This is a genomic window from Psychrobacter sp. SHUES1 (assembly GCF_001652315.1).
GTDB classification, from domain to species: Bacteria; Pseudomonadota; Gammaproteobacteria; order Pseudomonadales; family Moraxellaceae; genus Psychrobacter; species Psychrobacter faecalis.
In genome coordinates, this window is the sequence record NZ_LXWA01000031.1 from 137,126 (window position 1) to 162,713 (window position 25,588).

Sequence of the window (25,588 nt, forward strand, 5' to 3'; positions counted from 1 at the left end):
ATTAAAAACTCCATAAATGATGGGATAAGCTTTAGCTCAGAGCTCTATAAGTGAAAAGTAATAACAATACATCACGCACTGCTGATATCAATTTTTCTTGCTAGCTGTGCCTGCGCAGACAGAGGCTACAAAAAATTGATATCAGCAATACCGTCGCGTTTTTAGGATATTTTAACTATACATTCATTAACGCTTTTATTAACGCTTTTATTAACGGTCGAAAATATTTTTCAAATAAAAATAATGCACAAAGAAAAGCCCCGAACCTAGGGCGTTGGGTTCAGGGCTATGGCGTTTCATATTGTTGTTATTATCTCTTCCGTGTTGACTCGTCCTAAGTCATAAACAGTAACCTATAAGACAGCGGGCTGACCTGTGCTTTTATTGTTACTGCCTCAACACTGCATCCTTACGTATCCTTGTGTTGATGGTTGTATTCTAGGTGAATTGACGCGGAACGACTAGAGGCTAAAGACCTTATTTAGCGTAAGCATTTGCTTACGTCGCCATTGTTTGTGGCGAGGGTTTTATACAGATGATAAAACCTTTTTAGCAATCACTTTCCTTTTCAGCCTCTGCATGTTCTTTTGATACTTTACAGCCCTCTTCCTTACCCGCTTCAATGGTATTTTTTGCCTCTTTGACATCTTCTGCCTTCTCAATTGGCGCATTAGTTTCTTGGGTGCTGACTTTTTCGGGCTCGTATTGTAGCGTTGTCAGCACCGGAAAATGGTCGGAGCCGATAGACGGCATGCGCTGAATATCGACTAAGGTGAAGCAGGCACTATGGAAAATATGATCTAACGCCCAACGTAAAAACGGATATTTAACATGAAAGGTATTGATAAAATGGCGCCCGATACGAGGATCTAGCAAGCCTGAGATACGTTGAAAGCGGCGGGTAGTCTTTGACCAAGCGACATCGTTTAAATCTCCTGCCAATATCGCCGTTTGCTTATTTTCTTTGATATGTTTTCCAACCATCAGCAGCTCAGCATCGCGGGTCGTAGACTTATCTGCCTCTGTCGGACTGGGCGGCATCGGGTGCAAACAATAGAGCCAAATCACTTGTCCACCCTGCAAACGTAGCTGCGTATGGATAGATGGAATATCATCAATCATCAAATACTTAACTTCAGGGTCTATGAGCTCAAGCTTAGAATACAGATGCATACCGTATAGATTATCCAAAGGCACTTTGACAGTATAAGGATAATTTGCTTCTATTTGATTAAGGGCTTTCTCCCATTTTTTATCAGTCTCTAAAGTAATTAAAATATCGGGGCGCTTATCTTTTACCAGTTCAACCAGTTTTTGGGTCTCATCATTGGGCGTCAATACATTTGAAACCATGATTTTAAGCTGGTGCGCATGTCCATTTGGCATATCCTTGGCAGTGAGCACTTCTTTTTTCCAAAGTATGGTATAGGGCAACACCATACGCAATTGAAAGGCGAGCGCGCTACTTAAAACGATAAATAACAGCCACTGACCAAGCTGCCAGTCCGACCAAAATATAACCATGCCAAGCCAAGCGGCGAACCCGAGGAACATGATTTGAATACGGGGAAACTCAACACCTCGCACCCACCAATTATCAAGAGGCAACAAGCCCCAAATAGTGACAAAGGCGATGAATCCTGCCAACCACTGAGCGCCATAATATAAGAGGGAGAGATCCATAATGTGTGTCGACCGTTTATTAAATGAATGGCAAAGCCAATAATAGTGAATATTCTTTATATAATAATTGTTTGGGCTAAAATTATTTAAGCTAAAAATGATTGAGCGGCTAAACTCTAAACCTTTGTCACAAGATAAATAGCCTGCTTACTTTAGCACCTCATCACGCCTGCGCCTACTATTGAACATTCATTAGACGTTAGCGGCTATAAAAAATTACAATTTAAGCCTTATTTAGAGGGGCTTGAATTTAAGAGAAGTTGACACGATAAACAATCAGCAAGCTTAATAAATAGCAGGCTTTATGGGTAGTAGCATTGATAAGTAGAAAAGTGAATAAGTCATATCTGAAAAATGCGGTATATTCTCTAAAAAACCTTGCTTTTTGCTGCTATTCACGGCATTGTTATCGGTTGGCAGTGCAACAACTTATGGTGAAAAGGATTGAGTTTTATGAGTAATTTAACAGTAGGCTTGGTAGGCTGGCGCGGTATGGTCGGGTCAGTATTGATAGAGCGTATGCGTCAAGAAAAAGACTTCGATGGTATCACACCAGTGTTTTTTTCGACCAGTAACGCTGGCGGCGACGCCCCAAGCTTTGACGGTATCAAGACCAGCAAACTAAAAGATGCTCATGATATTGAAGCACTTGCTGCCTGTGACGTAATTATCACCTGCCAAGGCGGCGATTATACCTCAAAGGTACATCAGCCCCTACGTGATAGCGGTTGGACTGGCTACTGGATTGACGCGGCAAGTACTTTACGTATGGAAGATGACAGCATCATCATTCTTGATCCTGTTAACCGCAATGTGATTGATAAGGCACTGGCAAATGGCAAAAAAGACTTCATCGGTGGTAACTGTACCGTGTCACTGATGCTGATGGCAATCGGGGAGCTGTTTAATAAAGGCTGGGTTGAATGGGTCAGCGCCATGACTTATCAAGCAGCGAGTGGCTCTGGCGCCAACAACATGCGCGAGCTAATCGAAGGTATGGGCGTACTCCATGAAGCAGTCAAAGACGAGCTTGCCGACCCTGCCAGCGCCATCCTTGAGATCGATAAAAAAATCGCTCAGACACAGCGCTCAGACGACTTTCCAAAGCAATACTTTGGCGTACCACTAGCAGGCAGTTTGATTCCTTATATCGATTCGCAGTTAGAAAACAAACAATCGCGCGAAGAATGGAAAGGTGGCGTTGAAACCAATAAAATCCTTGGCAATTCTGAAGCCGATAAAATTGCCATTGACGGTATGTGTGTCCGCGTTGGCGCCATGCGTTGTCACGCTCAAGGCTTAACGATTAAACTTAAAAAAGACATCCCGCTAGAAGAAATCGAAGCGGCATTGAAAAATAGCGATAATCAGTGGTTAGATGTGGTTGAAGATACCAAAGAAGCTGCTATAAATCGCTTAACACCGGTAGCAGTAACTGGCACTTTAACAGTGGCGCTAGGACGCCTACGCAAGCTCAATATGGGCCCTGAATATTTGGGTGCGTTCACTGTCGGCGACCAGCTATTATGGGGCGCAGCAGAGCCATTACGCCGTATGCTGAATATCATCCGTGAGCAAAACAGCTAATCTTATTTAATCGCCAATAAAAAAGACAGCGCTTGCTGTCTTTTTTTAGCATCATTTTTGGCGTTATTTTTTTAATAATGAATCATTTAGGCTGATAAGCAATCATTATTTCATTGCGGCGCATAAATGGCAGCGTCCAAGGTGGATTATAACGCGCCAGCTCAGGCTTACCTGTGATGGTTAAATTTTGCCCTTGCATCCAAGATTGTAGCTCTTTAGTTTTTGCCGCGACCTTTTCAGTACCCGCCAATCCTGAAAATTTAATAACGCCATAAGTTTGCGCTGGAACTTCTACAATTTCGATATTCGGATTATTGGGTTTTGGCAGCGTTTGCAGCGTATATCGGCTTGGCATGGTAAATTGCACGCGCCATTTGTCTTTAGTTTGTTAAATGCTGACTGGCGCAGTCATACTAATTTTACGACTCTTGCCATTTGCGGCGCTATTATTGCCAAAGATATAATCTGCTAGAATCTTAAATCCTGCACGGCTGGCGGCATCTTGGTCGCCCGTTACCCAAGTCTGTGCCATTAACTGCTCATCGTAACGACGCAGCTCAAAGTCTTCAGTCTGTTTTAGTACAGTATATTTTGGCTCTTCGGTTGCCATAGCTGCTCCTGATAGTAATAATGCGCTCGTTAATAACAGACCATTTAATAGGGCTTTATTTGATAAGTCATTATTCAATAGCAAGCGAATCGATGACAAACAAATTGCTTTATCCATATCCTCTCTCCGCTATATACATTTAGCACTTAACATTTATTTGATTTATAGTAGCTACTCTTCTAATTTAGCAATGACTTGGCAAGAATGTCTGTATTTTTTGGTTATAGCATGCCAATTAATAAGCGATTAATGTCCCGTTTAATTGTTAGCATGCTTAGGCTATTTTATAAACGCTCTCCTTATCTAAACCAATTGTCAGCCGCTTAAATATCCATGTCCAAAAAAATGCTTAACAATGTTATAATTAGCGCCATTTTCATAGCTTAAATAGCGGTTATCTTATGCAATTTGTCTTACACAAAACGGCCAGCGGTATCACGCGCGCACGCCGTGGTACGGTTCATCTCAATCATGGCGATGTGCAAACGCCTGCTTTTATGCCAGTGGGTACTTATGGTACCGTAAAAGGCATGCTGCCACGTGATATCGAAGCGATTGGCGCTGATATTATCTTGGGCAATACTTTCCATTTATGGCTGCGTCCGGGCACTGATATCATTGATAAATTTGGTGGTCTGCATAAATTTATGCATTGGGATAAGCCTATTCTCACCGATTCGGGTGGTTTCCAAGTATTCAGTCTTGGGGCCATGCGTAAAATCACCGAAGAAGGCGTGACTTTTAAATCGCCTATCGATGGCGCAAAAGTATTTTTATCGCCAGAAAAATCGATGCAAATTCAATATAGCTTAAACTCAGACATCGTGATGCAGTTCGATGAGTGCACGCCCTATCCTGCCACTCATGAAGAAGCCAAAAAATCTTTAGAGTTGTCACTACGCTGGGGCCAGCGCTGTGTCAATGAACATAAGAAGCTTGGCAGTACCAATGCTTTATTTGGCATTATCCAAGGCAGTATGTATGCCGATTTGCGTCAGCAATCGCTCGAAGGTCTGCTTGAGATTGGCTTTGATGGTTATGCCATCGGCGGTTTGTCGGTTGGCGAACCAAAAGAAGAGATGATAGAGGTTTTAGATTATATCGCTGATGATATGCCGGCTGATAAGCCGCGCTATTTGATGGGCGTTGGTAAGCCTGAAGACCTTGTTGAAGGGGTACGCCGCGGCGTCGATATGTTCGATTGCGTGATGCCAACTCGCAACGCCCGTAATGGTCATTACTTTGTCACCGGTGACGCTGAGAACGCCGGCATTATACGCATACGTAATAGCCAGTATCGTACTGATGAAGGGCCATTAGACCCTGAATGCGACTGCTATACCTGCCAAAACTTTAGTCGTGCTTATTTATCACATCTGAATAAATGTAAAGAGATGCTAGGGGCGCAACTGGCGACCATTCATAACTTGCGTTACTATCAGCGTTTGATGCAAGGTATCAGAGACGCGATTGAACAAGATAAATTTGATGAGTTTGTGCATGAGTTTTATAGTAAACGCGGTCAAAGCGTTCCTGAACTCAATTTACGTTAACCATTTTTAGAGTTATTTTATCTGCGTAAGCTGCTTTAAGCTAAAGGCATTAAAATGGAAAAGGGCTTAAGATTAATCTTAAGCCCTTTTTATTAGCTAATAATCAATACCGCCTAGAATTATAAGTACGTATTAATCATAGTTAATCTATTAGCTCATCAAAGTGGTCACGAAGACAATCAGTACAGCAATAGGCGCGACAAATTTAGCAATGATTTGCCATAATTGCCAGGTGCCATTAGACAATCCAAGCTCTTGCTGAATGCTACGCTGATCCATTTTCCAACCGACAAAGATAATCGCGGCAAGACCGGTTAAAGGTAACATGAATTTACTGGTTAATTTGTCCAAAGCATCAAAAATACCATTACCCATGATGGTAAAGTCGCTCCATAGATTAAATGACAACAAAGCTGCGATACCTAATAACCAAACCGCGATACTGGCGACGATGGTCGATACCGTACGGCTCATTGGCGTACGCTCTTCTAACAGCTCAACCGTTGGCTCAAGCAGTGAGATTGATGACGTCACAGCGGCAAAGGTAATCAATAAGAAGAATAAAGTACCAATGATGGCACCGGCGCCCATACTACCAAAAGCAATAGGCAAACTGACAAAGATAAGACCAGGACCAGAAGCAGGATCAAGACCGTTGTTAAAGATAATTGGGAAAATAGCCAAACCAGCGGCTAAAGCAATGACAGTGTCTAGAATAACAACGGTACGCGCCGTGCTTAATAGATTGACATCACGACCCAAATAAGAGCCATAAGCAACCATGATGCCCATACCGATAGATAAGGTAAAGAAAGCATGACCAAGCGCCGCTAGCATCACATCGCCATTTAACTTACTAAGGTCTGGCGCAAACAGGTAGTTCACCGCTTCGCCAAAACCGCCGTTCATGACGTTGTAACCAACAATCACGAATAAAATCACACCCAGTAAAGGCATAAGCACTTTGGCCGTGTTCTCAATACCTTTGGTGACACCAACACCGACGATTAAAGCGGTGATTGCCATGAAAACCGTATGCCAAATTGTCAAGGTGCCAGCTGACGCCAACATCGCATCAAAGGTTGCCGCTACAGAGTCACCGTCTTGTCCGGCAAAGCTGCCTGAGCCAACTTTGGTGATGTAATTAAGCGCCCAACCACCGATGACACTATAAAACGATAAGATTAAAAAGCCACCTAAAATACCAGTCGCACCGACAATACCCCAACTGCGTGATTTACCTTCGCTTGCGGCGACATCAGAAAACGTATTGATAGGGTTTTTTTGCCCACGGCGACCAATCAGCCATTCTGCAACCAAAATTGGAAAACCAATCAGAGCAAGACAAAATAAATAGGCGATAACAAAAGCGGAACCACCACTCTCCCCAACCATATAAGGGAACTTCCAAATATTTCCTAAACCAACTGCCGATCCTACTGCTGCTAGTACGAAGCCAAAACTTGAGCTCCACTGAGCATGTTCTTGTTTATTAATAGCCATTTTGCCTTCCTCGTGCTTCAATTACTGTTGCTTATAATCTTCCTTGATTATCATAAATCGCTCTTAATGACTGAGACTCATTTAACCAGCTTGTCAATGTGACGCACTTAGCAACATTATGAAAGAATTGTTTACAATATCGTAAACGCCCAGTTTCTGCTAAGCGACCAAAAAAGTCAAGTAGCGATAAATATAAAAAGCCATAACTAATAGTTATGGCTTTTTATATTTATCGAGATAATTTGTCAAAGTATATTATTTTGAAAATCGAGCTATCACAGTATTTTTATAATTAGTAAAACTATGTTTAGCGAACCACACCGCGGCGGCTTTTTTGTAGCGAATCTATTAGCAGGGCGATTTTTGGCTCTGTTGGTAATAGCTCTGTTTTTAAAATCTCAAGCGCTTGAGCCGTTGTTAGACCTGATCGGTAGATAACACGATACGCTTGGCGCAATACATCAATCGTCTCTTTAGACCAGTCTTTACGGCGCATACCTTCGACATTTAGCCCGTGGGCTTTAGCAGGATTACCTGAAACCATGGTAAAAGCAGCGACGTCTTTTAAAATTAGGCTGGCGCCGCCAACCAAACTGTAATCATCAATGGTACAAAACTGATGAATACCTGAGTTGCCGCCAATAATCGTATGATTACCGATAGTCACATGCCCTGCCACCCCAACATTATTAGCCAATACATTGTGGTCACCGATTAAGCAATCATGGGCCACATGGGTATTGACCATCAAAAGATTGTGACTGCCAATCTTCGTTAAGCCGCCGTCTTGCTCAGTGCCACGGTGCAAGCTACAAGCCTCGCGAATGGTATTATGATCGCCAATCTCAAGCCACGTGCGCTCACCAGCGTATTTCAAATCCTGCGGGTCTTCCCCAATACTGGCGAATTGATAAAACTGGTTGTACTGCCCAATACGCGTCAGTCTTGCTACGACCACGTGCCGATGCAAAACCGTATGGGCACCAATAGAAACCTCATCACCGACAATACAATAAGGACCAATGATGGCAGTCTCATCAATGTTAGCGGACGGTGAGATGAGTGCTGTTGGATGAATCTGACTCATAATATGGACCTTTGTATCATCTGATGCGAATAAATGGTAAAACAAGTAAAGCAAGCTTAGGGTAAATAATCAACCTGATACTGGTTCTGGTTAAAACTGGTTAAAAAGACAACGACGCCCAAAAGCACAGTGGTGTTTAAAAATGGCAATCTAGGTAAAATACCGAGATAAATTTCTAGATTTCTACTAACAATTATCTAAAGGCGAAAGATTTAGCCAATCTTATAAACTTGCCATACGTTAGCGTTCATCGTATTTTATTGTCCCTGACGGGCAATCATAATTTGAGCACTAGCAGCAAGCTCATCTTCGACATGGACGGTACAATCAAACTTATAAATACCCTGCTTTTGCATCACGGTTTTTGCACGGATAATCAGCTGGTCACCAGGGATAACACGGCGTTTAAAGCGCACTTTATCCACCCCTGCAAACAAATACAAATAACCATCTTCTGCCGTCAATCCAGCGCTGATAAACCCAAGGACGCCCGATACTTGCGCCATCGACTCCACCATCAATACACCCGGCATGATGGGCTGATCGGGAAAGTGTCCATTAAAAAACTCTTCATTAATGGTCACGTTTTTGATCGCTGTAATGCATTCGCCAGGGCTGCACGATATGACTTTATCTACCAGCAAAAACGGATAACGATGCGGCAGATAGTGCTTCAATGTATGATAGGTTAATGGCAGTGTTAAGCCTTGTTCTGCTAAGCTTTTGATGTCTTCATCGCTCGGGCTATCAATATCAGTTGTGCTCATAATGGCGCTTCCTTGCTATATACTAAGCAGTGCTTTATGTTTAAGCATTGCTGTGTTTTTAAATTTTATGAATAAATTGGATATGTTGTTAAGTTATGTATTAACCGTGCTAGACTAATCGCGACCAAGCTGGCGAAAGCGTACCGCCGCACGGCGCCAATTGGCGGTTGGCATGGCTGCTGTACCAGAGGAGTATGAACCAGCCTTGGTAATGGATTTGGTCACCATGGTCATGCCAGATAAGGTGACGTCATCAGCAATCTCAATATGGCCAGTAATGCCAACAGCGCCGCCGATAATACAGCGCTTGCCAATAGTGGTACTACCGGCAATGCCAGTTTGCGCTGCGATGGCAGTACCATCACCGATACGGACGTTATGGGCAACTTGTACAAGATTGTCAATAATAACATGATTGCCAATCACCGTATCGTCAATTGCTCCGCGATCGATACAGGTTTGGCTACCTATACGTACATCATCGCCAATCACTACGCGTCCTAATTGAGCAATACGCTCCCAGCCAGTAACACTAGGATTACTCGTAGGCGCAAAGCCGAAGCCTTCTGACCCTATGCTAACGCCAGCATGCAATCTTACACGATTACCAAGCACACAATCATGCCCGATGACCACTTGTGACTTGAGCACACAATCGGTACCAATATTGCTGTTCTCTTCAATGACCACGTGCGCATCGAGCACACTGCGATCACCAATTTGTACCCCTTCGCCAATCATACAAAAAGGCCCAACAGTCACCTCATTGCCAATAACAGCGCTTTCCGCTATCACGGCACTCGGATGAATACCCTCAAATAAAGATGTACGGGAAAAAAGCTGACTGGCACTGGCATAAGCCAAATAAGGTGCCGCAACGATTAAGGCAACCGTATTCTGTGCAACTTTGCTTTGATGGTCTGAGGTGGTCAGCACAGCTCCAGCCTGACTGTTTGCCAGACTAGGCAGATAATGTGGGTTGGCCAAAAAGCTTAACTGCTGCGGATTGGCGGTGGTTAAATTACCGATACCCTCTAATTTTAGACACAACTGTTCAGCGCTAAGGTCATCCTTGTTAAGAACCGGCTGACGCTGCTCAATGCGAGTGATAAGTTGCTCAATCGTTATCATAGTTGCTATTGGTATAATTAAAATTAGTATGGGTATCAATAAGTGAGTCGCCAAGTTGAGATATCAGCTTGGCGACCTATTAAATTTTAACTGCGGACTAGTTTACTTAGCTGCATAAATAAACAAAAGCAATTAAACCGCTGCATTTAACTTTATCGGACTAAAAAGTATTACCAATTTGGAACTGAACTTTTTCAGTCTCATCGCCTTCTTTATCACCGATAGGCACAGCATAACTGAGCGAAATCGGACCAATTGGTGTATACCAGGTTACCCCTAAACCCGCACTAAAGCGGAAATTATTGTCTTGGGTTAATAATGGAACACCCGTGTCGTCACCACTAACAGGATCAATAAAAGTGCGGTCCTCTTTATCTGTGGTATCAAATACTTGACCACCTTCGGCAAATAGTACTGGACGTACTTGATCCGCCCAATCGCCTTTAAATGGCATCGGTAGAATTAGTTCAGTACCAAAGCTAACCAACGCATTACCACCGATCTCTTCTGGTTTCAACGAGCCTGGTTTATCACTGACCGCATCATAGTAGCTTTGCGATTTAGGTCCTAGCGTTGAAGCTTCGTAACCACGTACTGAGCCATAGCCACCGGCGTAGAAGTTTTCATAAAATGGCAAGTCATTACCGTAGCCAAGCTTGGTATAACCGCGGGCAACCCAATCTTTATAAATCGGATAGTAGATATTGCCACGATAAACAAGTTTTTGATAACTTTCATCGCCAAAGCCAATGGTTGCATCGACAGTATGGCTCATGCCTTTGTTTGGGAATACGGGGCGATCTAGCGTACTGTAATCCCAGCCTAATAATAAGTTATAGGTCTGATAATCGTTTTTAAAGCCGGTGCGACCCGAGAATTCATTATCATCATTGATAAATTTTTCGAATGAACCACCACCATCAATAATCTGCTGCACGTTGGACACACCAAGACGGCTACCAGCACGTACGGTGGTCTTATCAACGTTTAAACCTGCACTCACACGTTTGGTTTCATCAACAGGATAGCTGTAGTTCAGCGTGGCACCGTAAGCGTCGGTGACATAGTTACTAACGTTTCTGTCGTCGTATTTGGTTTCGCGATAATATGCGCTGACACCTTGCGACACACCGTTTTCGGTAAAGTACGGATCGGTATAACCTAAGCTGTAAGAATCGCGCGTTTCTGAACGTGATAGCGCAGCTTTCACGCGGTTACCCGTACCCATAAAGTTATTTTGGGTTAAGTCTAACTGGAAAGTCACGCCGCCACTTTGCGAGTAACCAGCAGCAATCGTTGAGCTGCCAGAAGGCTGCTCTTCGACCGTATAGTTGACATCAACTTGATCTGGCTGGTTTGGCACAGGCTTTACATCAACGTTGACCGCCTTAAAGAAACCGGTACGCATCAAACGAGTACGCGACAGCTGAATTTTATCATTAGAGGCCAGTGTACCTTCTAACTGACGCATTTCACGGCGCAATACTTCATCTTGAGTTTTTAAGTTACCCGTAAAGTTGATACGGCGCACATAAATAGGACGCGCAGGATCAATATAATAGTCGATATCGACCACTTTGGTCTCATCATTGATACGCGGTACTGGTCTGATTTGCGCTAAATAATAACCTTCATTACCATAACGGCTCTTCAGTGCAGCAGTGGTCGCATCAAGTTTGGCTTGTGAATATTTTTCATCGGGCGCAAACGTGACCAGCTCTTTTAGCTCAGCGTTATCAAAGGTTGGTTTACCTAAGAAGTTCACCTCGCCAAACTGATACTGCTCGCCTTCGCTAAGACTGACTTCGATAAACACATTGCTCTTATCTTCGCTAATATTAAGAACCGCATTGTCGACAGAAAAACGTACATAGCCATCGTTTTGATAAAGTGCTTTTAGATTTTCTAAACTTGCTGCCAGCTTTTCTTTGGCATAGCGATCAGACTTAGATAACAGGCGCGTCCACGACGACTCTTTTACCGCAAAGACGTCTTTAATCTGCTCATCACTAAAGTGCTTATTACCAATGATATTGATATCGACGACTTTAGCGGGCTTGCCTTCGATAAAGCGCACGTCAAGCTTGACGCGATTACCATCTAATAGTGTCTGATCGACTTCAATATTGCTATTGTAATAACCTTGACTGATATATTGCTGTTGTAGCTCGTTGGCGACACCTTGCAGCGTCGCTTGCTTTAGCACATCACCGACAGACAAACCGGCGTTACCAAGCCCTTGCTCAAGCCCTTCTTTTGGGATAAGTTTATTGCCTTCAAAGTTGACTTCAGCAATGATAGGACGTTCGACGACATCAAAGCGCAGCTTGCCGCCTTCGACACGACTTTGAATATCAGCGAAGTTTTCAGTCGCATATAGTGCCTTAATACTGGCGGCCAAACGACTATCATTAACCGTATCACCCACCGAAATCGGCAAAACTGGATAGAGACTATCAGGAGTTAGGCGTTGTAGACCATTAAAGCCGATATCAGTGACCACAAATTCTGCAGCCTGCACCGGCATACTCATCATTGCTACAACTAACGGCAACCCAGCCGCGCTCATAAATAAAGGCGTACGCATAAACACTATCCGTCAATAAAAAACTTGCTTAAGTTAAGGTAAAAAGCACGTGTTGTCTAGCCCATTTCGCATAAAGTCGAAAAACTTCAGCACGGCAGACTCAGGACACTTTATATAAAACGCATCATAAAATAAACTAAAAAATAAAATTAGTACAGTAGCGGTAATAGAAAATGATCGCCGTATTACATGAACTGCCTGCGCTGTAGCAGCATGCAAGCATTAAACCATCATGCTTTAGTGAATAAACCGCCGCATCATTTATCAAAATAGCCGACTGATATCATTACCAATTGCTAACACCATGAAACCTGCCAGCAAGAGTAAACCGATATTTAGACCGACCATTTGCACGCCCTCAGACAGCGGTTTACCGCGTATCAGCTCAATAAGGTAGTAGACAATATGTCCACCATCTAATACTGGAATGGGCAAAAGATTCAAGACCGCAAGGCTCAAACTGATCAACGCTGCTGTCGATAATACCATCTGCCAGCTAATATCAAAGCTTTGTTTGGCGACTTTCGCAATGGTAATCGGACCTGATAAATTCTCCAAACCTATCATACCTGACAGCATCTTACCCATTGAGCTGACTGTCATAACGGCTAACTGTTCCGTCTTTTCAAATGACTTGATTAAAGATTCCCCAGGACCATAAACGACCGTGGTTTTGTAGGCGTCAGGAATGACAATTTCAGACTCTGCCACCATAGCACCAATTTGCCCGTAATCGTTACCTAAATTGTCTTTTTTACCTTGCGGCATGATGGATAACTGAACTTGTTTACCATCACGCAATACAGTGAAATTAAGCAAAGTTTCAGGATTGTCGCGAATGATACGTGTGGCGCTAATCCAGTCGGTAATCTCTTTACCGTTAATAGCCGTAATGCGGTCACCAACCTGCAAGCCTTGACGGCTGGCAGCGCCATCGGGCGTTAAATTGCCAACGATTGGTGCGATGTTTGGTTGCCACGGTATCATACCAAAGCTTGATAACGCATCTTTGCCTTGCGCGTCGCCTTGCATAAATTCTTTAATCGGTGCTTGATAGGTTTTGGTGGCGTTACTACCTTTCGCCTCAGATTGTAAGGTGACACTGACATGATCGGTTTCACCCATACGTCCCGCAAGGCGATAGTTAATACCTTCCCACGTTTGGACGTCATGACCGTCAATAGCGACAATTTTATCACCCACAGGCAACTGTGCCATCGCTGCTGGGGTATCTGGCAGCACTTGCCCTATCTTTGTTGCCAATTGCTCAGACGGGGTCATAAATAACACCCAAAATAGTGCAATAGCGATGACAAAGTTCATAATAGGACCGGCGGCAACCACTGCAATCTTTTTGAGCGGATGTTGGCGATTAAACGCTAGATGTAGCTCGTCTGCTGCTACCTCACCTTCACGCTCATCAAGCATTTTGACGTAACCACCAAGCGGCAGTGCCGAGATACGATAATCAATGCCGCTTTTTTTACTGGTCCAACCAAAGAGTTTGGGACCAAAGCCGATAGAATAAGTCAGTACTTTAACGCCGCAAAGCCGCGCCACGATGTAATGACCCCACTCATGTAAGGCGATGAGTGGACCTAAGACAAATATTGCCGCAAGTAGCGTTAATAAAAACGTCATGATCTTTTCTCAATATGCTCTTTTAACATCGTTTATCAAATGACTGAACTTCTATAGATTCATGCCAACTTTGCTACTAACGTATCAGTATGCTGACGCGCTATTTGATCAATCGCTAAAATATCTTCGATATCGGCAGTCTCATTTAATACCGCTACTTGTATCTCATCTAGTGCTTGCGCATTAATATCGGCAATATCAGTCAGACGAATCTGCCCATTTAAAAATGCGGCAACTGCAATCTCATTGGCCGCATTTAGTACAATCGTGGCCTGCGTACCCGCTTGCATCGCTTGCCTTGCCAAGCGCAAACAGGCAAATTTTTGCAAATCAGGTTCAATAAACTCTAAACCGCTTAACGCAAATAAATCTAATGGCTGCGAGCCGCTATCGATACGGTCAGGGTAACTAAGTGCATGGGCAATAGGCGTTTTCATATCAGGGCTGCCAAGCTGCGCCAAAAAGCTACCATCACTATATTCTACCATTGAGTGAATGATACTTTGTGGATGAATCACCACATTTATCTTATCCTCACTCAAATCAAATAAATGACAAGCTTCGATGAGCTCAAGCCCTTTATTCATCATCGTTGCTGAGTCAACCGATATCTTTTGTCCCATTGACCAATTGGGATGTTTAACCGCTTCAGCAATGCTTGCTTGCTGCATTTGCGCCAACGATTTCTGTAAAAAAGGCCCGCCAGACGCGGTCAACCATAGCTTACGAACGCCATGGTTTGGCTGATGAATTTGGCTACTGTCTTGTTGAATCGCAAAGGGTAAACACTGGAAAATCGCATTGTGTTCTGAATCTAAAGGCAACAAAGTCGCGTGATGCGTTTTAACCGCATTAATCATCACCTTCCCTGCCATGACCAATGCTTCTTTATTCGCCAATAAAATACGCTTGCCTGCACGCGCTGCTGCCAAAGTAGAAGGCAGACCGGCTGCGCCTACGATAGCAGCGACGACGGTATCGGTTTGCGGATCAGTCGCAATATCGACCAACCCTGAAGCACCGCCGACCACGTCGATATTTAAACCAGCGGCACTAAGACGCTGAGCGAAATCATCGACCGCTGCTGTCGGCACACTGACGCGTTTTGGCAAAAACTGTTGGCAAAGCGCGAATAATTTATCTAAACGGTGGTAGCCTGATAAGGCATAAACGTCGTAGTTCTGTGGTTGTGCCGCCAAAATTGCTAACGTGCTATCGCCTATCGAGCCTGTCGCGCCTAGTATGGCGATGCGTTGGGTCATAACCATCTATGCCTATAATACGGTGAAATTAAATGAGAAATAAAGACAATAAATATAAGGTATAAAACCTAATAAGAGGCAGCCTAGTCGCTACCAAATACGTAAGCCCTACCTATTTTATATCTTTAGCCTGATAGCTTTTTATTTTTGGACTACTTATTGTTATACGACAATTAGACCAAGCTGCTGTAGCGCCCAAAAGCCAAGCGCAAATATCGGAGTAGCAGATAATAACGAATCAATGCGGTCAAGTACCCCGCCATGCCCTGGCAAAATGGTGCCAGAGTCTTTGACGTCAGCGCGGCGCTTGAGCATCGACTCAAATAAATCGCCGAGTACAGAACCCAAAATCGTCAGTGCTGACAATGCTACAAAGGCGACTAACGGTAGACCAGTCAACTGTAGTTTAAAGACACTAATGACGATGACCACAAGCAAACCTGTGACCAAGCCGCCTGCTAGGCCTTCCATGCTTTTATTGGGGGAGACGTTTGGCGCCATCTTACGGCGACCGAGCTTACGCCCAACAAAGTAAGCGCCACTATCGGCACACCAAACCAATAAAAATACATACAGCAGCCACCATGCAGACAGTTGCCATAAATAGAACATAGCGGTAATGGCAGCGGTTAATATAATAGCGCCCATCCAAGCCAGTTTTTTACCGTACCAGTTGGTATGACTAGGAAAGACTCGAACCCAAGACAGGGCCATCAGCCAGATAACTAGTGATGCCACCCACCAAAACAGCCAGGTGACTTTAAACATCAGCGAGACGATGGTCAGCGCCAAAACCAACAACACAAACAACGCAGGCTGCTGCCATTTTGGCATCAGTTTGGTCCACTCGTGGGCAGCGATAATGACACCAATCGCTAGCAGCGGTGCAAATAAAATAGGCGTTTGGCTCGCAAACATTGCAATACCAACGATAATAACGAGAACAATTGCCGTCTTAATTCGTTGCCACATACTTATCGAGCCTTATATAACGAAAAATGTTTGGTCAAAATCTAGCATAACAGCACTCTATAATAGCCCATTAAACAGGATTAACGCCAATTAAAGCAGCTTATCATAGACCAAACAAGTGTAATTCAAACCTCGCGGACGACTTAAGCAATTATTTCTACAGCGCTTATTTGCTAAAATTATTTTAAGAAGTCTGCTGCTCTATTACTACTTGTTCGCTGGTTTTGCCAAAGCGGCGTTGGCGCTGAGCAAACTCTGTTATCATCGCAGCAAGTTCGGCTACTTTAAAATCGGGCCACAGGGTTTGAGTAAAAAACAGCTCCGCATAAGCAGATTGCCATAATAGGAAGTTTGACAAACGGTATTCGCCGCCCGTGCGTATCAACATATCAACCGCAGGCGCATCTGCTAATTGCACATATCCGCCAAGCATCTCTTTATCGATGTCTTCTGCGCGCAACTTGCCCGCTTCGACTTGCTGCGCCAACTGCTTAGCAGCATGGGCAATATCCCACTGACCACCGTAGCTAATAGCGATTACCAAGGTCATCGCTTCAAAGTCAGCAGTTTTTGCCTCGGCATCTAACATCAATGCTTGCAACTCTTCACTAAGCTGACTGCGATCACCAATAAAACGCAAGCGAATGCGATATTTTTGCATGCGCGGTAATTGCTCATTGATGGTTAAGCTCAACAAATGCATCAGCAAAGCCACCTCGCTCGGTGGACGTTGCCAATTCTCACTAGAGAAGGCAAAGACGGTTAAGACTTCAATGCCCGTGCTAACGCAATATTCGACAATGGGATCTAGCGCATCTTTGCCAGCGATATGCCCCTGACCTTTGCCTAACTGATGGATTTTACCGTAGCGGTTATTGCCATCCATGATGACGGCGATATGCCGCGGGAGAAGCGCGGGAGATGAAGTATCTGAAATAGACATAGGCTGACTTGCTTGTGGTTTGGGTAAAGTAAGGTGACGCGAATTATCGCCTGTTAAGAAAAATATTGCATATTTAGTAAATGACTTATTAAAAACCTAAACTTAGCAAAAAACGCTTTCATAAAGGGTTTTTAACAAAACAATTACTTAACAATGGCTTAATTTCTTATACGGCAATAAACAGTCAACATGCATATAATATTGACTGTTTTTAGAGAAAAGATACTGCTGCTGTCTTTAATTAACAAGAAAAGACAGCCGCTTATACTTCCATCAAATCGCTTTCTTTTTTGCTCAAGCGGCTATCAATGGTTTCAATATATTTGTCAGTGATTTTTTGGATATCATCACTGGCGCGGCGCTCGTCATCTTCTGAAATCTCTTTCTCTTTTGCCAATTCTTTAATATCATTCATCATATCGCGGCGGATATTACGGATAGAAACGCGGCTGTTTTCCGCTTCACTGCGCGCAAGTTTTTGCATATCGCGGCGTGTGTCTTCGGTCAACGCTGGCATCGGTACACGAATAACGTCAGCAGTCATCGGGTTTAAGCCCAAATCTGCTTCGCGAATGGCTTTATCAATCGCTTGCACCATGCTACGCTCAAATGGCTGTACCAGTAAGGTGCGTGAGTCTTCGACGTTGACGCTGGCAACTTGATTCAATGGCGTATCGGCGCCGTAGTAGCTAACCATCACGCCAGATAGCATACCTGGGTGCGCGCGGCCAGTACGTACTTTGCTAAAAGTCGTCTCAAGCGCTTCTAAGGTTTTTTGCATGCGTGCTTCGCCGTCTTGCTTAATCTCTTTAATCATCATGTATCCTTATTTATCGCTATCGATAAATCACTCATTATTGTTAGGTATAAAGTTGTTAGGTATAAATCTTATGCAACGATTGATGCTTACAACATCAATGATCTTTATTCATATAATCATTTAGTCATCTATAAAATAAGCGAGCGCTTAATGATAAACGCGCGTGCCTTCATTTTCGCCCATAATGACGTTTAATAGCGCATTAGGCTTGGTCATATCAAATACTTGTAGTGGGACGTTATGCTCGCGGCATAAAGCAATCGCTGTTAAATCCATGACGCCAAGTTTTTGCTCGAGCACTTCATCAAAGGTTAAACCGTCATATTTTTTGGCATCCGCATGGAGGCTTGGGTCTTTATCGTAAACGCCATCTACTTTGGTGGCTTTTAAAATTAAGCCCGCCTCGATTTCGATACCACGTAGGCAAGCGGCGGTATCAGTGGTAAAGAACGGATTGCCCGTGCCCGCGACAAAAATACACACTTCGCCATTTTTAAGATAACGAATGGCATTACGGCTACTATAGCTTTCAGTGACTTCGCCAATTGGCAATGCTGACATCAAACGCGTTTTAATATTACGGCGCTCGAGGGCATCACGCATGGCCAGACCATTCATCACAGTGGCTAGCATACCCATTTGGTCACCAGTGACACGGCCGACCAAGCCTTCTTGTTGCAACTGGGCACCGCGATACAAGTTACCACCGCCGACGACGATACCGACTTGTACTCCAAGTCCGCGTAAGTGGGCGATAGACAAGCTCATCTTATCGAGCACTTCGGTATCAATCCCCATCTCTTTGCCACCAGCTAAGGCTTCACCAGAAAGTTTTAGCAAGATACGAGAGTAACGCGGGTTTTTGTCAGACATGAGGTCACCTTGTTAGCATGAAATTATAATGAAAATAAGCGGTAAAACACAAATTGCATTGGACTTTAGCTTACCCTTTCAAATTATCCTAAATGGCATAATAAGCGCCAAAAACGATGTCAAATAGGTAAAAAGCCAAATTGCGCTAATTGTAGCAAAAACTGCCCACGATTGGGCAACTTTCACTCGGTTATCGTTGTGGCTCTCTAACCTTTATAACTGGCAAACAAATCATATTCGCTAGCGTCATCGATCGTGACGGTTAGGAACTGTCCAACTTTGACTTGCGCGGTGATATCATCGACATAGACGTGACCGTCAATCTCAGGTGCATCAGCATAACTACGACAAATCGCGATGCCTTCTTCATCATCAATCTCATCGACCAATACCATCAAGGTTTTACCGACTTTTTCTTGCAGCTTTTGTGCCGAAATCTCTTGCTGTAGTGTCATCAAACGCTCATAGCGTTCTTGCTTAACGTCTTCAGGTACATGATTTGGCAAATCATTGGCGACCGCACCTTCGACTTCTGAATACGTAAAAGCACCGACGCGATCAAGGCGCGCCTCGACCAGCCAATCAAGCAAGCACTGAAAATCTTCTTCGGTCTCGCCTGGGAAACCAACGACGAAGGTTGAACGAATAACAATATCAGGGCAAATCTCACGCCACGCTTTGATACGCGCCAAAGTATTTTCGCTATGCGCCGGACGTTTCATCGCTTTTAAAATACTGTGGCTAGCATGTTGGAATGGAATATCAAGATAAGGCAGTAGTTTTTTCTCGCCCATCAGCTCAACCACTTTATCGACATGCGGATAAGGATAAACATAGTGCAGGCGTACCCAAATACCCAAATCATTTAACGCTTGGCATAAGTCATAAAATTTCGACTTTAGCGGCATGCCATTCCAAAAGCTGGTTTTATATTTTAAATCCAGCCCATAAGCAGACGTATCTTGTGAGATAATCAGCAGCTCTTTCACGCCAGCGTTTTTCAGCGCCATTGCTTCATTCATCACGCTATCAATCGGCCGCGAAACCAAATCGCCACGCAAACTTGGAATGATGCAAAAAGTACAGCGATGGTTGCAGCCTTCTGATATTTTAAGGTACGCATAATGACTGGGGGTCAATTTAATCCCCGCCTCATTAATCAAATCTATCTTTGGATCATAGTTGCTATCTATATCGCGCTTGGGTTTGGGCACATGCTGCGAGACGGCAGTAATTACCTCATCATAAGCATGCGCACCGGTAACCGATAGCACAGCTGGGTGCATGGCACGGATTTTATCGGCCTCTTTACCCAAGCAGCCGGTGACAATCACTTTACCGTTTTTGCTAATCGCTTCACCGATGGCGTCCAAGGATTCTTGCACGGCTGACTCAATAAAACCGCAAGTATTAACCACAACCAAGTCTGCGCCTTCATAGTCGCTGGCAACTTGATAACCGTCACGACTAAGCTCGGTGATAATGCGCTCACTATCGACCAGCGCCTTTGGACAACCAAGCGATACAAAGCCAATCTTTGGCGCAGCGTTCACGGGCGCATCAATCGTCGCTGAATTGGCTAACGTCACATCGCTACTTTGCTCAATACTACGGTTTTGATTGTGATTGGCTTTATGGTGGTAAGGCTGGTTAGTGTTTGCTTGACTGACATCTGCCTGACTGCTTTCTTGCGCTATATTTGGCTTTGCAGGATTAAAAATAGTGGCAGTGTTTTTTGGCATAGAAGCTGATGAGGCAGAAGCTGACGATGTAGAAATTGATGAGGTGGTAACAGTCGTATTAAGCGACTCGGTAGAAGTGTTGGGCATGGCTGACCTTGCTAGAGATAAATTGGCTGTGCGCATTGTACGTTTTTTTTGTGATAATCGCCAGTTTTGCCGCGCTAGTGTGTTGATTTATGGTTAAATATTATCCCCAGTATCGCTTAATTTTAGGCATTATCCATGACGGCTGATTTGTCCATTGCCAAACCGAACCCAGATTCGACGTTTATATTACAGCATTTATTTACCGCTATTTTATGCGTTGATGAAGCGCTGACCATTAGGTGGCTAAATGCGCAAGCCGAGCAGCTGCTTGCCATTAGCAGCGGACGTTTGCGAGGTCAATCAATCTTGACCCTGCTTGCGCCCGATGAGTTGACGTTGAAAGACAGTCTTATTAGGAATAATAATCGAGAAGACAAAACTTACTCTTTGACGGAGCGTTTTAGTCAAGCAAAACACTATCAACAGCCGTTTATTGATCATGATCACCTTATACACACCCAGCTAAACGGCGGACTGACGTTATCTGTGGATTATAGCGTGACGCCCGTTAGCGATGAGCAGCAGTCTTATTTTATTATAGAGATATGGGGCAAAGACCGGCAAAGTCGTATTTCAGAAGAACAGCGCCAGCAGCAGCAATATAGCGTCGCCCGTCATATGTTACGCTCGGTCGCCCATGAAATTAAAAATCCATTGGCAGGTATTCGCGGGGCGGCGCAATTATTACAGCGGCAATTTATTAAGTTTAATGAATTTTCTGCTATTGTGAATGAAAATTTGAATGTAGCGGATGAAAATAACCTGACAAAGAATGCGACAAAGCTGCGGAGTTATACCGATATTATCATCTCAGAAACCGATCGTCTGACCCAGTTGATTGGGCAGCTTCTTGGCTCTCATCAATTGCCAAATTGGCAAATGCTCAATATCCATGAACCGCTAGAGCACGTTTTGGCTTTAATCATTCATCAATATCCAGACGTGATGCTACAACGTGATTATGATTTATCGTTACCCGAGTTATGCGCGGATAACGATCAATTAATCCAAGTGTTTTTAAACCTGATGAATAATGCATGTGAATCGATGACTGAGTTTGAGCAAACGCTGCAACAAAATACGCCAGCCACGTTTGGCAACTTTCCATCAGCTATTGCGCAGAAACACTCTGATATTAATGATAACTATCAACCTAAGCTGCATATCCAAACGCGGGTTGTTTTTCAGCATACCATCGGTAGCTTGCAGCACAAACAAGTCTTGCAAATCACCATTACCGACAACGGCTCAGGGATAGACGACGCATTAATCGGTCAGATATTTTTCCCGATGGTGACCAACCGCGCAGCTGGTACAGGTCTAGGTTTATCCATCGTCCAAGATATCATCAGCCGCCATCATGGTATGATTGACGTTAGCTCAAAGCAAGCGCAAGATTTTAGCGGCAGTTTTAAAAGTCATTATCAGCACAATCAAACCCGCTTTACCCTCTACCTGCCTTTTTCTCAGCCAAGCGCTGACCGTTAAGGCTAAGATTTTATATTCATTTTCCATTTCTCACTGCTTATCAGGCGAAACCCATGACTCAGTATAATGACACAAAATACCTTACGAGCAATGAGCAAATCCCTATGGTCACCGTGGGCAATAATCCTGCTGCTACTCCCGCGACATTGTGGCTTATCGATGATGATGCGGCGCTGCGCTTGGTATTGGCAGATACCTTTGAAGAGGCAGGCTTAACGGTTATTGGCTTTACCCAAGCGCAAGCAGCGTGGACGCGCCTGAACGATATCTTGCAACAGCGCGTATCAGTTGACCAACTGCCAGATGTGATATTGACTGATATTCGTATGCCAATGATGGACGGTCTGTCATTTAGTGATTGGGTACATCAGCATTTTCCTACGCTACCGATTGTCATTATGACCGCGCATTCCGACCTAAGCTCTGCTATTAATAGCTATCAAACTGGCGCGTTTGAATATCTGCCTAAACCCTTTGATTTAGATGAAGCGGTTGCCACAATTTATAAAGCCATTAATTATCAGCCGAATTTAGTAATAGCAAGTCATGCAGATGATCCTGCTCAAAAGACTGTCAAGAAAGCTAAAAAGGAAACCAAAACGACCACCGAACTTAAATCTAAACCTAAACCTAAAAACCCAACAGGTAGCGGTATTAATAACAATCCGAGCGGTATCATCGGTCAATCACAAGCGATGCAAACGGTATTTCGCGCGATTGGACGCTTAGCGCATTCTCCTATTACCGTTTTAATTACTGGTGAATCAGGCACAGGTAAAGAGCTGGTGGCAGGCGCGCTTCATGCGCATTCTCCAAGAGCGCAGCAACCTTTTATCGCGCTGAATATGGCAGCGATACCGCATGACTTGATTGAGTCGGAATTGTTTGGTCACGAAAAAGGCGCTTTTACGGGCGCAACGACGACGCGGCAAGGTCGTTTTGAGCAAGCGGACGGCGGCACGCTATTTTTAGACGAAATCGGCGATATGCCATACAGTACCCAGACGCGACTGCTGCGCGTATTGGCCAACGGTGAGTTTTTTCGCGTCGGCGGACAGCAGCCGGTCAAAGTCAATGTACGCATCATTGCCGCTACCCACCAAAACTTAGAAGAATTGGTCAAACAAGGCAAATTTCGTGAAGATTTATTTTATCGCCTTAATGTGATTCGTATGCCCTTGCCGCCCTTACGGACGCGCCCTGAAGACATTCCTGCATTAGCAAACTACTTTATGCAGCGCGCCGCCAACCAATTAAATAGCGCCGAAAAGCAGCTGCATCCTACCACGCTTCAGATGATGCAATCTTTTGCGTGGCGCGGTAATGTCCGTCAACTTGAAAACGTTTGCCTTTGGCTGACGGTAATGACCACGGGCGACATCGTTATGATTGAGGATTTGCCGCCAGAGCTGCTAGACAATATTACCCCTAATGTAGAGCAACAAAGCAATGCGGCATATCACGTGCATCAAAACATGCAAAACAGCCAGAACAGTCAACTGACCCAAACGAATGATAAGCAAAGCTGGCAGCAAGCGTTGGCTATATGGGCTGAGCAGTCTTTACAAACTGGTGAAACCGATATTTTACAAACCGCAACGCCAGAGTTTGAACGTGTATTGCTTAAAGCTGCTCTCAATCATAGCGGCGGTAAAAAGATAGCCGCCGCCAACTTACTGGGTTGGGGGCGCAATACTTTGACCCGCAAATTACAGCAATTAGAGATTACCGCATCAGAGCAAAATAATTGAAATTAAAACCAGAAATCATTATAAAAAATTCCTATAAATATCAGTATTTTATGAAATACATCGAAAATAATTGCTAAATAATTAAAAAAAATCGCAAATAGGGGTTGCCAAACGATTCAAACTCTATATAATAGCCAACCACTGAGACGCACTACCGAATCAGTTAACTATCTCGATGGCATTTGAATTTAACTGCCTTTGATGATAGAGTAACGAAAATGGGGCTGTGGCGGAATTGGTAGACGCACCAGATTTAGGTTCTGGCGCCGCAAGGTGTGAGAGTTCGAGTCTCTCCAGCCCCACCATTTTCGGATAGTACATCTTAGACCAAATATTAAAGCCTGCTTTTTAGCAGGTTTTTTTGTGTCTAGCATTTAGCGTTCATGATTATAACCTTTCTAAATCCATCACGATTTCTTCCATACTTTGATAACGTTTTTCAATTCTCTTCGCCAACGCTTTATTGATGATACGTTGATAGCGCCTATACTCTAACGGCAATGTTGCAATTGGCTGTTGGCAATGCTGAGTCGCCCATTCTCTTAACGGCGCACCACTCGGATTATCAATCTTAAACGGTCGCTCGCCTGCCAATATTTCATATAGCATTATCCCAAACGCATAAATATCGCTTTGCAGCGTTGCGCCTTGCCCTTGCCAGCGTTCAGGGGCAAGGTAAGCGGGCGTGCCAGCATTATTTTCCGTACTATTTTTCTTATTTATTTGAGTAATACCATTATTAATGGGTTCTGCCAAAGCAAAATCAGTTAATAATAAATTAGGTACGATACCGCCAATAGCCCTATGATTTGGCACGAAAGCATCTAGCAAAATATTACTCGGCTTAATATCATTATGCAGCCAACCTATGTGATGCAAATTGGCAATAAGTTTTGCTGCTTGAATGATTAATTGCTGCTTTTGCTCGGCAGTCAGGCTTTGCCTTAAATAGCGCGCGACACTGCCGTTGGCATAATTTGGCATAACAACAATGGTGAGTGTTTGACTGTTATTTAATACTTGTAGCTGTAAATGATGACTGGCTAATAGCGGCGGCGCGATAGAAGAAAATCTACCCTGATGGTTCGAGAACTGATTGATAGATTTTAGAACGTCGGCCTCATAAGATAAATCAGATCCGTATCGATGAGCATCGGTACTTAATTGCCATTTCATCATGGCCTCACCAAACTGGGGATGCTTGGCGCGTGTTAAACCTTGATATTCAAGCACATTAGTGACACTCTGCTGACTGATACGCTGATGTGTTATCTTATTATACTTCAAGTCCAAGAATGCTATGGTCAATACAGGCAGAATTTGCTGCGCATCCGTTTGCAACGTTTGTTTTGCCAAGTCTTGCTTTGGCTTTGCTTGAATTGCAGCTTGATTACTGGCACTATTTTTCATGATAAGTGCTGCCTCGATGCATGTACTTGATAGATGTAATAGGCAATCTGCCATTTTTATGATTATAAGTAACTAAATTATAAGCGACTAT

Annotated in this window: 18 protein-coding genes, 1 tRNA gene and 1 pseudogene; 5 read left to right on the forward strand and 15 right to left on the reverse strand. The window is 43.9% G+C overall.

The window, feature by feature from the left end:
* Positions 1-549: 549 nt before the first annotated feature.
* On the reverse strand, positions 550-1,683 hold the full coding sequence (locus A7325_RS03185) for an endonuclease/exonuclease/phosphatase family protein (RefSeq protein ID WP_191689697.1): 1,134 nt from the start codon (positions 1,681-1,683) through the stop codon (positions 550-552).
* Positions 1,684-2,136: 453 nt separating this feature from the next.
* Between A7325_RS03185 and asd the strand changes: the two genes are divergently transcribed.
* A complete protein-coding gene (asd, locus tag A7325_RS03190) occupies positions 2,137-3,270 on the forward strand; it encodes an aspartate-semialdehyde dehydrogenase (protein ID WP_068404555.1) in 1,134 nt (377 codons plus the stop codon).
* Between the two features lie 82 nt (positions 3,271-3,352).
* Here the strand turns inward: asd and A7325_RS03195 are convergent.
* A pseudogene (locus tag A7325_RS03195) lies at positions 3,353-3,997 on the reverse strand (SOUL family heme-binding protein).
* Between the two features lie 284 nt (positions 3,998-4,281).
* Here A7325_RS03195 and tgt point away from each other — a divergent pair.
* On the forward strand, positions 4,282-5,433 hold the full coding sequence (gene tgt / locus A7325_RS03200; RefSeq protein ID WP_068404557.1) for a tRNA guanosine(34) transglycosylase Tgt: 1,152 nt from the start codon (positions 4,282-4,284) through the stop codon (positions 5,431-5,433).
* A 150-nt stretch (positions 5,434-5,583) separates the two neighbouring features.
* On the opposite strand, the gene A7325_RS03205 is transcribed toward tgt, so the two are convergent.
* The 12 genes from A7325_RS03205 to rimO form a co-directional block, all read right to left on the reverse strand.
* Entirely contained in the window at positions 5,584-6,936 is a 1,353-nt protein-coding gene (locus A7325_RS03205; protein ID WP_068404559.1) for a sodium-dependent transporter, read from the reverse strand.
* Positions 6,937-7,243: 307 nt separating this feature from the next.
* Positions 7,244-8,023, reverse strand: a complete 780-nt coding sequence (gene lpxA, locus A7325_RS03210) for an acyl-ACP--UDP-N-acetylglucosamine O-acyltransferase (protein WP_068404561.1) — start codon at positions 8,021-8,023, stop codon at positions 7,244-7,246.
* Between the two features lie 257 nt (positions 8,024-8,280).
* On the reverse strand, positions 8,281-8,790 hold the full coding sequence (gene fabZ / locus A7325_RS03215) for a 3-hydroxyacyl-ACP dehydratase FabZ (RefSeq protein ID WP_068404562.1): 510 nt from the start codon (positions 8,788-8,790) through the stop codon (positions 8,281-8,283).
* A 114-nt stretch (positions 8,791-8,904) separates the two neighbouring features.
* Positions 8,905-9,921, reverse strand: a complete 1,017-nt coding sequence (gene lpxD, locus A7325_RS03220; RefSeq protein ID WP_068404563.1) for a UDP-3-O-(3-hydroxymyristoyl)glucosamine N-acyltransferase — start codon at positions 9,919-9,921, stop codon at positions 8,905-8,907.
* Positions 9,922-10,081: 160 nt separating this feature from the next.
* Complete coding sequence (bamA, locus tag A7325_RS03225) at positions 10,082-12,508, reverse strand: outer membrane protein assembly factor BamA (RefSeq protein ID WP_068404565.1); 2,427 nt, start codon at positions 12,506-12,508, stop codon at positions 10,082-10,084.
* A gap of 264 nt (positions 12,509-12,772) precedes the next feature.
* On the reverse strand, positions 12,773-14,149 hold the full coding sequence (rseP, locus tag A7325_RS03230; RefSeq protein ID WP_068404567.1) for an RIP metalloprotease RseP: 1,377 nt from the start codon (positions 14,147-14,149) through the stop codon (positions 12,773-12,775).
* Between the two features lie 59 nt (positions 14,150-14,208).
* Positions 14,209-15,417 (reverse strand): 1-deoxy-D-xylulose-5-phosphate reductoisomerase, encoded by a 1,209-nt coding sequence (gene ispC, locus A7325_RS03235; protein ID WP_082894269.1) that lies wholly within the window; start codon positions 15,415-15,417, stop codon positions 14,209-14,211.
* Between the two features lie 156 nt (positions 15,418-15,573).
* The gene (locus A7325_RS03240; RefSeq protein WP_068404570.1) at positions 15,574-16,383 is read right to left on the reverse strand and encodes a phosphatidate cytidylyltransferase; all 810 of its coding nucleotides are present in this window, start codon (positions 16,381-16,383) and stop codon (positions 15,574-15,576) included.
* Positions 16,384-16,567: 184 nt separating this feature from the next.
* Positions 16,568-17,326, reverse strand: coding sequence for a polyprenyl diphosphate synthase (gene uppS / locus A7325_RS03245; RefSeq protein ID WP_068404572.1), 759 nt, complete (start codon positions 17,324-17,326; stop codon positions 16,568-16,570).
* A gap of 262 nt (positions 17,327-17,588) precedes the next feature.
* On the reverse strand, positions 17,589-18,143 hold the full coding sequence (gene frr, locus A7325_RS03250; protein ID WP_068404574.1) for a ribosome recycling factor: 555 nt from the start codon (positions 18,141-18,143) through the stop codon (positions 17,589-17,591).
* Positions 18,144-18,293: 150 nt separating this feature from the next.
* Entirely contained in the window at positions 18,294-19,019 is a 726-nt protein-coding gene (pyrH, locus tag A7325_RS03255; RefSeq protein ID WP_068404576.1) for a UMP kinase, read from the reverse strand.
* 206 nt (positions 19,020-19,225) lie between these two features.
* The gene (gene rimO, locus A7325_RS03260; RefSeq protein ID WP_068404578.1) at positions 19,226-20,848 is read right to left on the reverse strand and encodes a 30S ribosomal protein S12 methylthiotransferase RimO; all 1,623 of its coding nucleotides are present in this window, start codon (positions 20,846-20,848) and stop codon (positions 19,226-19,228) included.
* 135 nt (positions 20,849-20,983) lie between these two features.
* Between rimO and A7325_RS03265 the strand changes: the two genes are divergently transcribed.
* The 3 genes from A7325_RS03265 to A7325_RS03275 all read left to right on the forward strand — a co-directional run bounded on the left by A7325_RS03265 (position 20,984) and on the right by A7325_RS03275 (position 24,392).
* Complete coding sequence (locus A7325_RS03265; RefSeq protein ID WP_068404580.1) at positions 20,984-22,336, forward strand: two-component system sensor histidine kinase NtrB; 1,353 nt, start codon at positions 20,984-20,986, stop codon at positions 22,334-22,336.
* Positions 22,337-22,440: 104 nt separating this feature from the next.
* Positions 22,441-24,087, forward strand: coding sequence for a sigma 54-interacting transcriptional regulator (locus A7325_RS03270; protein ID WP_068404582.1), 1,647 nt, complete (start codon positions 22,441-22,443; stop codon positions 24,085-24,087).
* A gap of 220 nt (positions 24,088-24,307) precedes the next feature.
* Positions 24,308-24,392, forward strand: a tRNA-Leu gene (locus A7325_RS03275).
* A gap of 82 nt (positions 24,393-24,474) precedes the next feature.
* On the opposite strand, the gene A7325_RS03280 is transcribed toward A7325_RS03275, so the two are convergent.
* Positions 24,475-25,497, reverse strand: coding sequence for a serine/threonine-protein kinase (locus A7325_RS03280; protein WP_068404586.1), 1,023 nt, complete (start codon positions 25,495-25,497; stop codon positions 24,475-24,477).
* Positions 25,498-25,588 lie beyond the last annotated feature (91 nt).

Excerpts from the sequence above, each read along its gene's own strand:
- asd (WP_068404555.1), top strand. The coding sequence starts at position 2,137 with ATGAGTAATTTAACAGTAGGCTTGGTAGGCTGGCGCGGTATGGTCGGG.
- A7325_RS03205 (WP_068404559.1), bottom strand. The coding sequence starts at position 6,936 with ATGGCTATTAATAAACAAGAACATGCTCAGTGGAGCTCAAGTTTTGGC.
- tgt (WP_068404557.1), top strand. The coding sequence starts at position 4,282 with ATGCAATTTGTCTTACACAAAACGGCCAGCGGTATCACGCGCGCACGC.
- A7325_RS03280 (WP_068404586.1), bottom strand. The coding sequence starts at position 25,497 with ATGAAAAATAGTGCCAGTAATCAAGCTGCAATTCAAGCAAAGCCAAAG.
- lpxD (WP_068404563.1), bottom strand. The coding sequence starts at position 9,921 with ATGATAACGATTGAGCAACTTATCACTCGCATTGAGCAGCGTCAGCCG.
- uppS (WP_068404572.1), bottom strand. The coding sequence starts at position 17,326 with ATGTCTATTTCAGATACTTCATCTCCCGCGCTTCTCCCGCGGCATATC.
- lpxA (WP_068404561.1), bottom strand. The coding sequence starts at position 8,023 with ATGAGTCAGATTCATCCAACAGCACTCATCTCACCGTCCGCTAACATT.
- A7325_RS03270 (WP_068404582.1), top strand. The coding sequence starts at position 22,441 with ATGGTCACCGTGGGCAATAATCCTGCTGCTACTCCCGCGACATTGTGG.
- rseP (WP_068404567.1), bottom strand. The coding sequence starts at position 14,149 with ATGACGTTTTTATTAACGCTACTTGCGGCAATATTTGTCTTAGGTCCA.
- A7325_RS03265 (WP_068404580.1), top strand. The coding sequence starts at position 20,984 with ATGACGGCTGATTTGTCCATTGCCAAACCGAACCCAGATTCGACGTTT.
- rimO (WP_068404578.1), bottom strand. The coding sequence starts at position 20,848 with ATGCCCAACACTTCTACCGAGTCGCTTAATACGACTGTTACCACCTCA.
- pyrH (WP_068404576.1), bottom strand. The coding sequence starts at position 19,019 with ATGTCTGACAAAAACCCGCGTTACTCTCGTATCTTGCTAAAACTTTCT.
- A7325_RS03240 (WP_068404570.1), bottom strand. The coding sequence starts at position 16,383 with ATGTGGCAACGAATTAAGACGGCAATTGTTCTCGTTATTATCGTTGGT.
- fabZ (WP_068404562.1), bottom strand. The coding sequence starts at position 8,790 with ATGAGCACAACTGATATTGATAGCCCGAGCGATGAAGACATCAAAAGC.
- ispC (WP_082894269.1), bottom strand. The coding sequence starts at position 15,417 with ATGGTTATGACCCAACGCATCGCCATACTAGGCGCGACAGGCTCGATA.
- frr (WP_068404574.1), bottom strand. The coding sequence starts at position 18,143 with ATGATTAAAGAGATTAAGCAAGACGGCGAAGCACGCATGCAAAAAACC.
- bamA (WP_068404565.1), bottom strand. The coding sequence starts at position 12,508 with ATGCGTACGCCTTTATTTATGAGCGCGGCTGGGTTGCCGTTAGTTGTA.
- A7325_RS03185 (WP_191689697.1), bottom strand. The coding sequence starts at position 1,683 with ATGGATCTCTCCCTCTTATATTATGGCGCTCAGTGGTTGGCAGGATTC.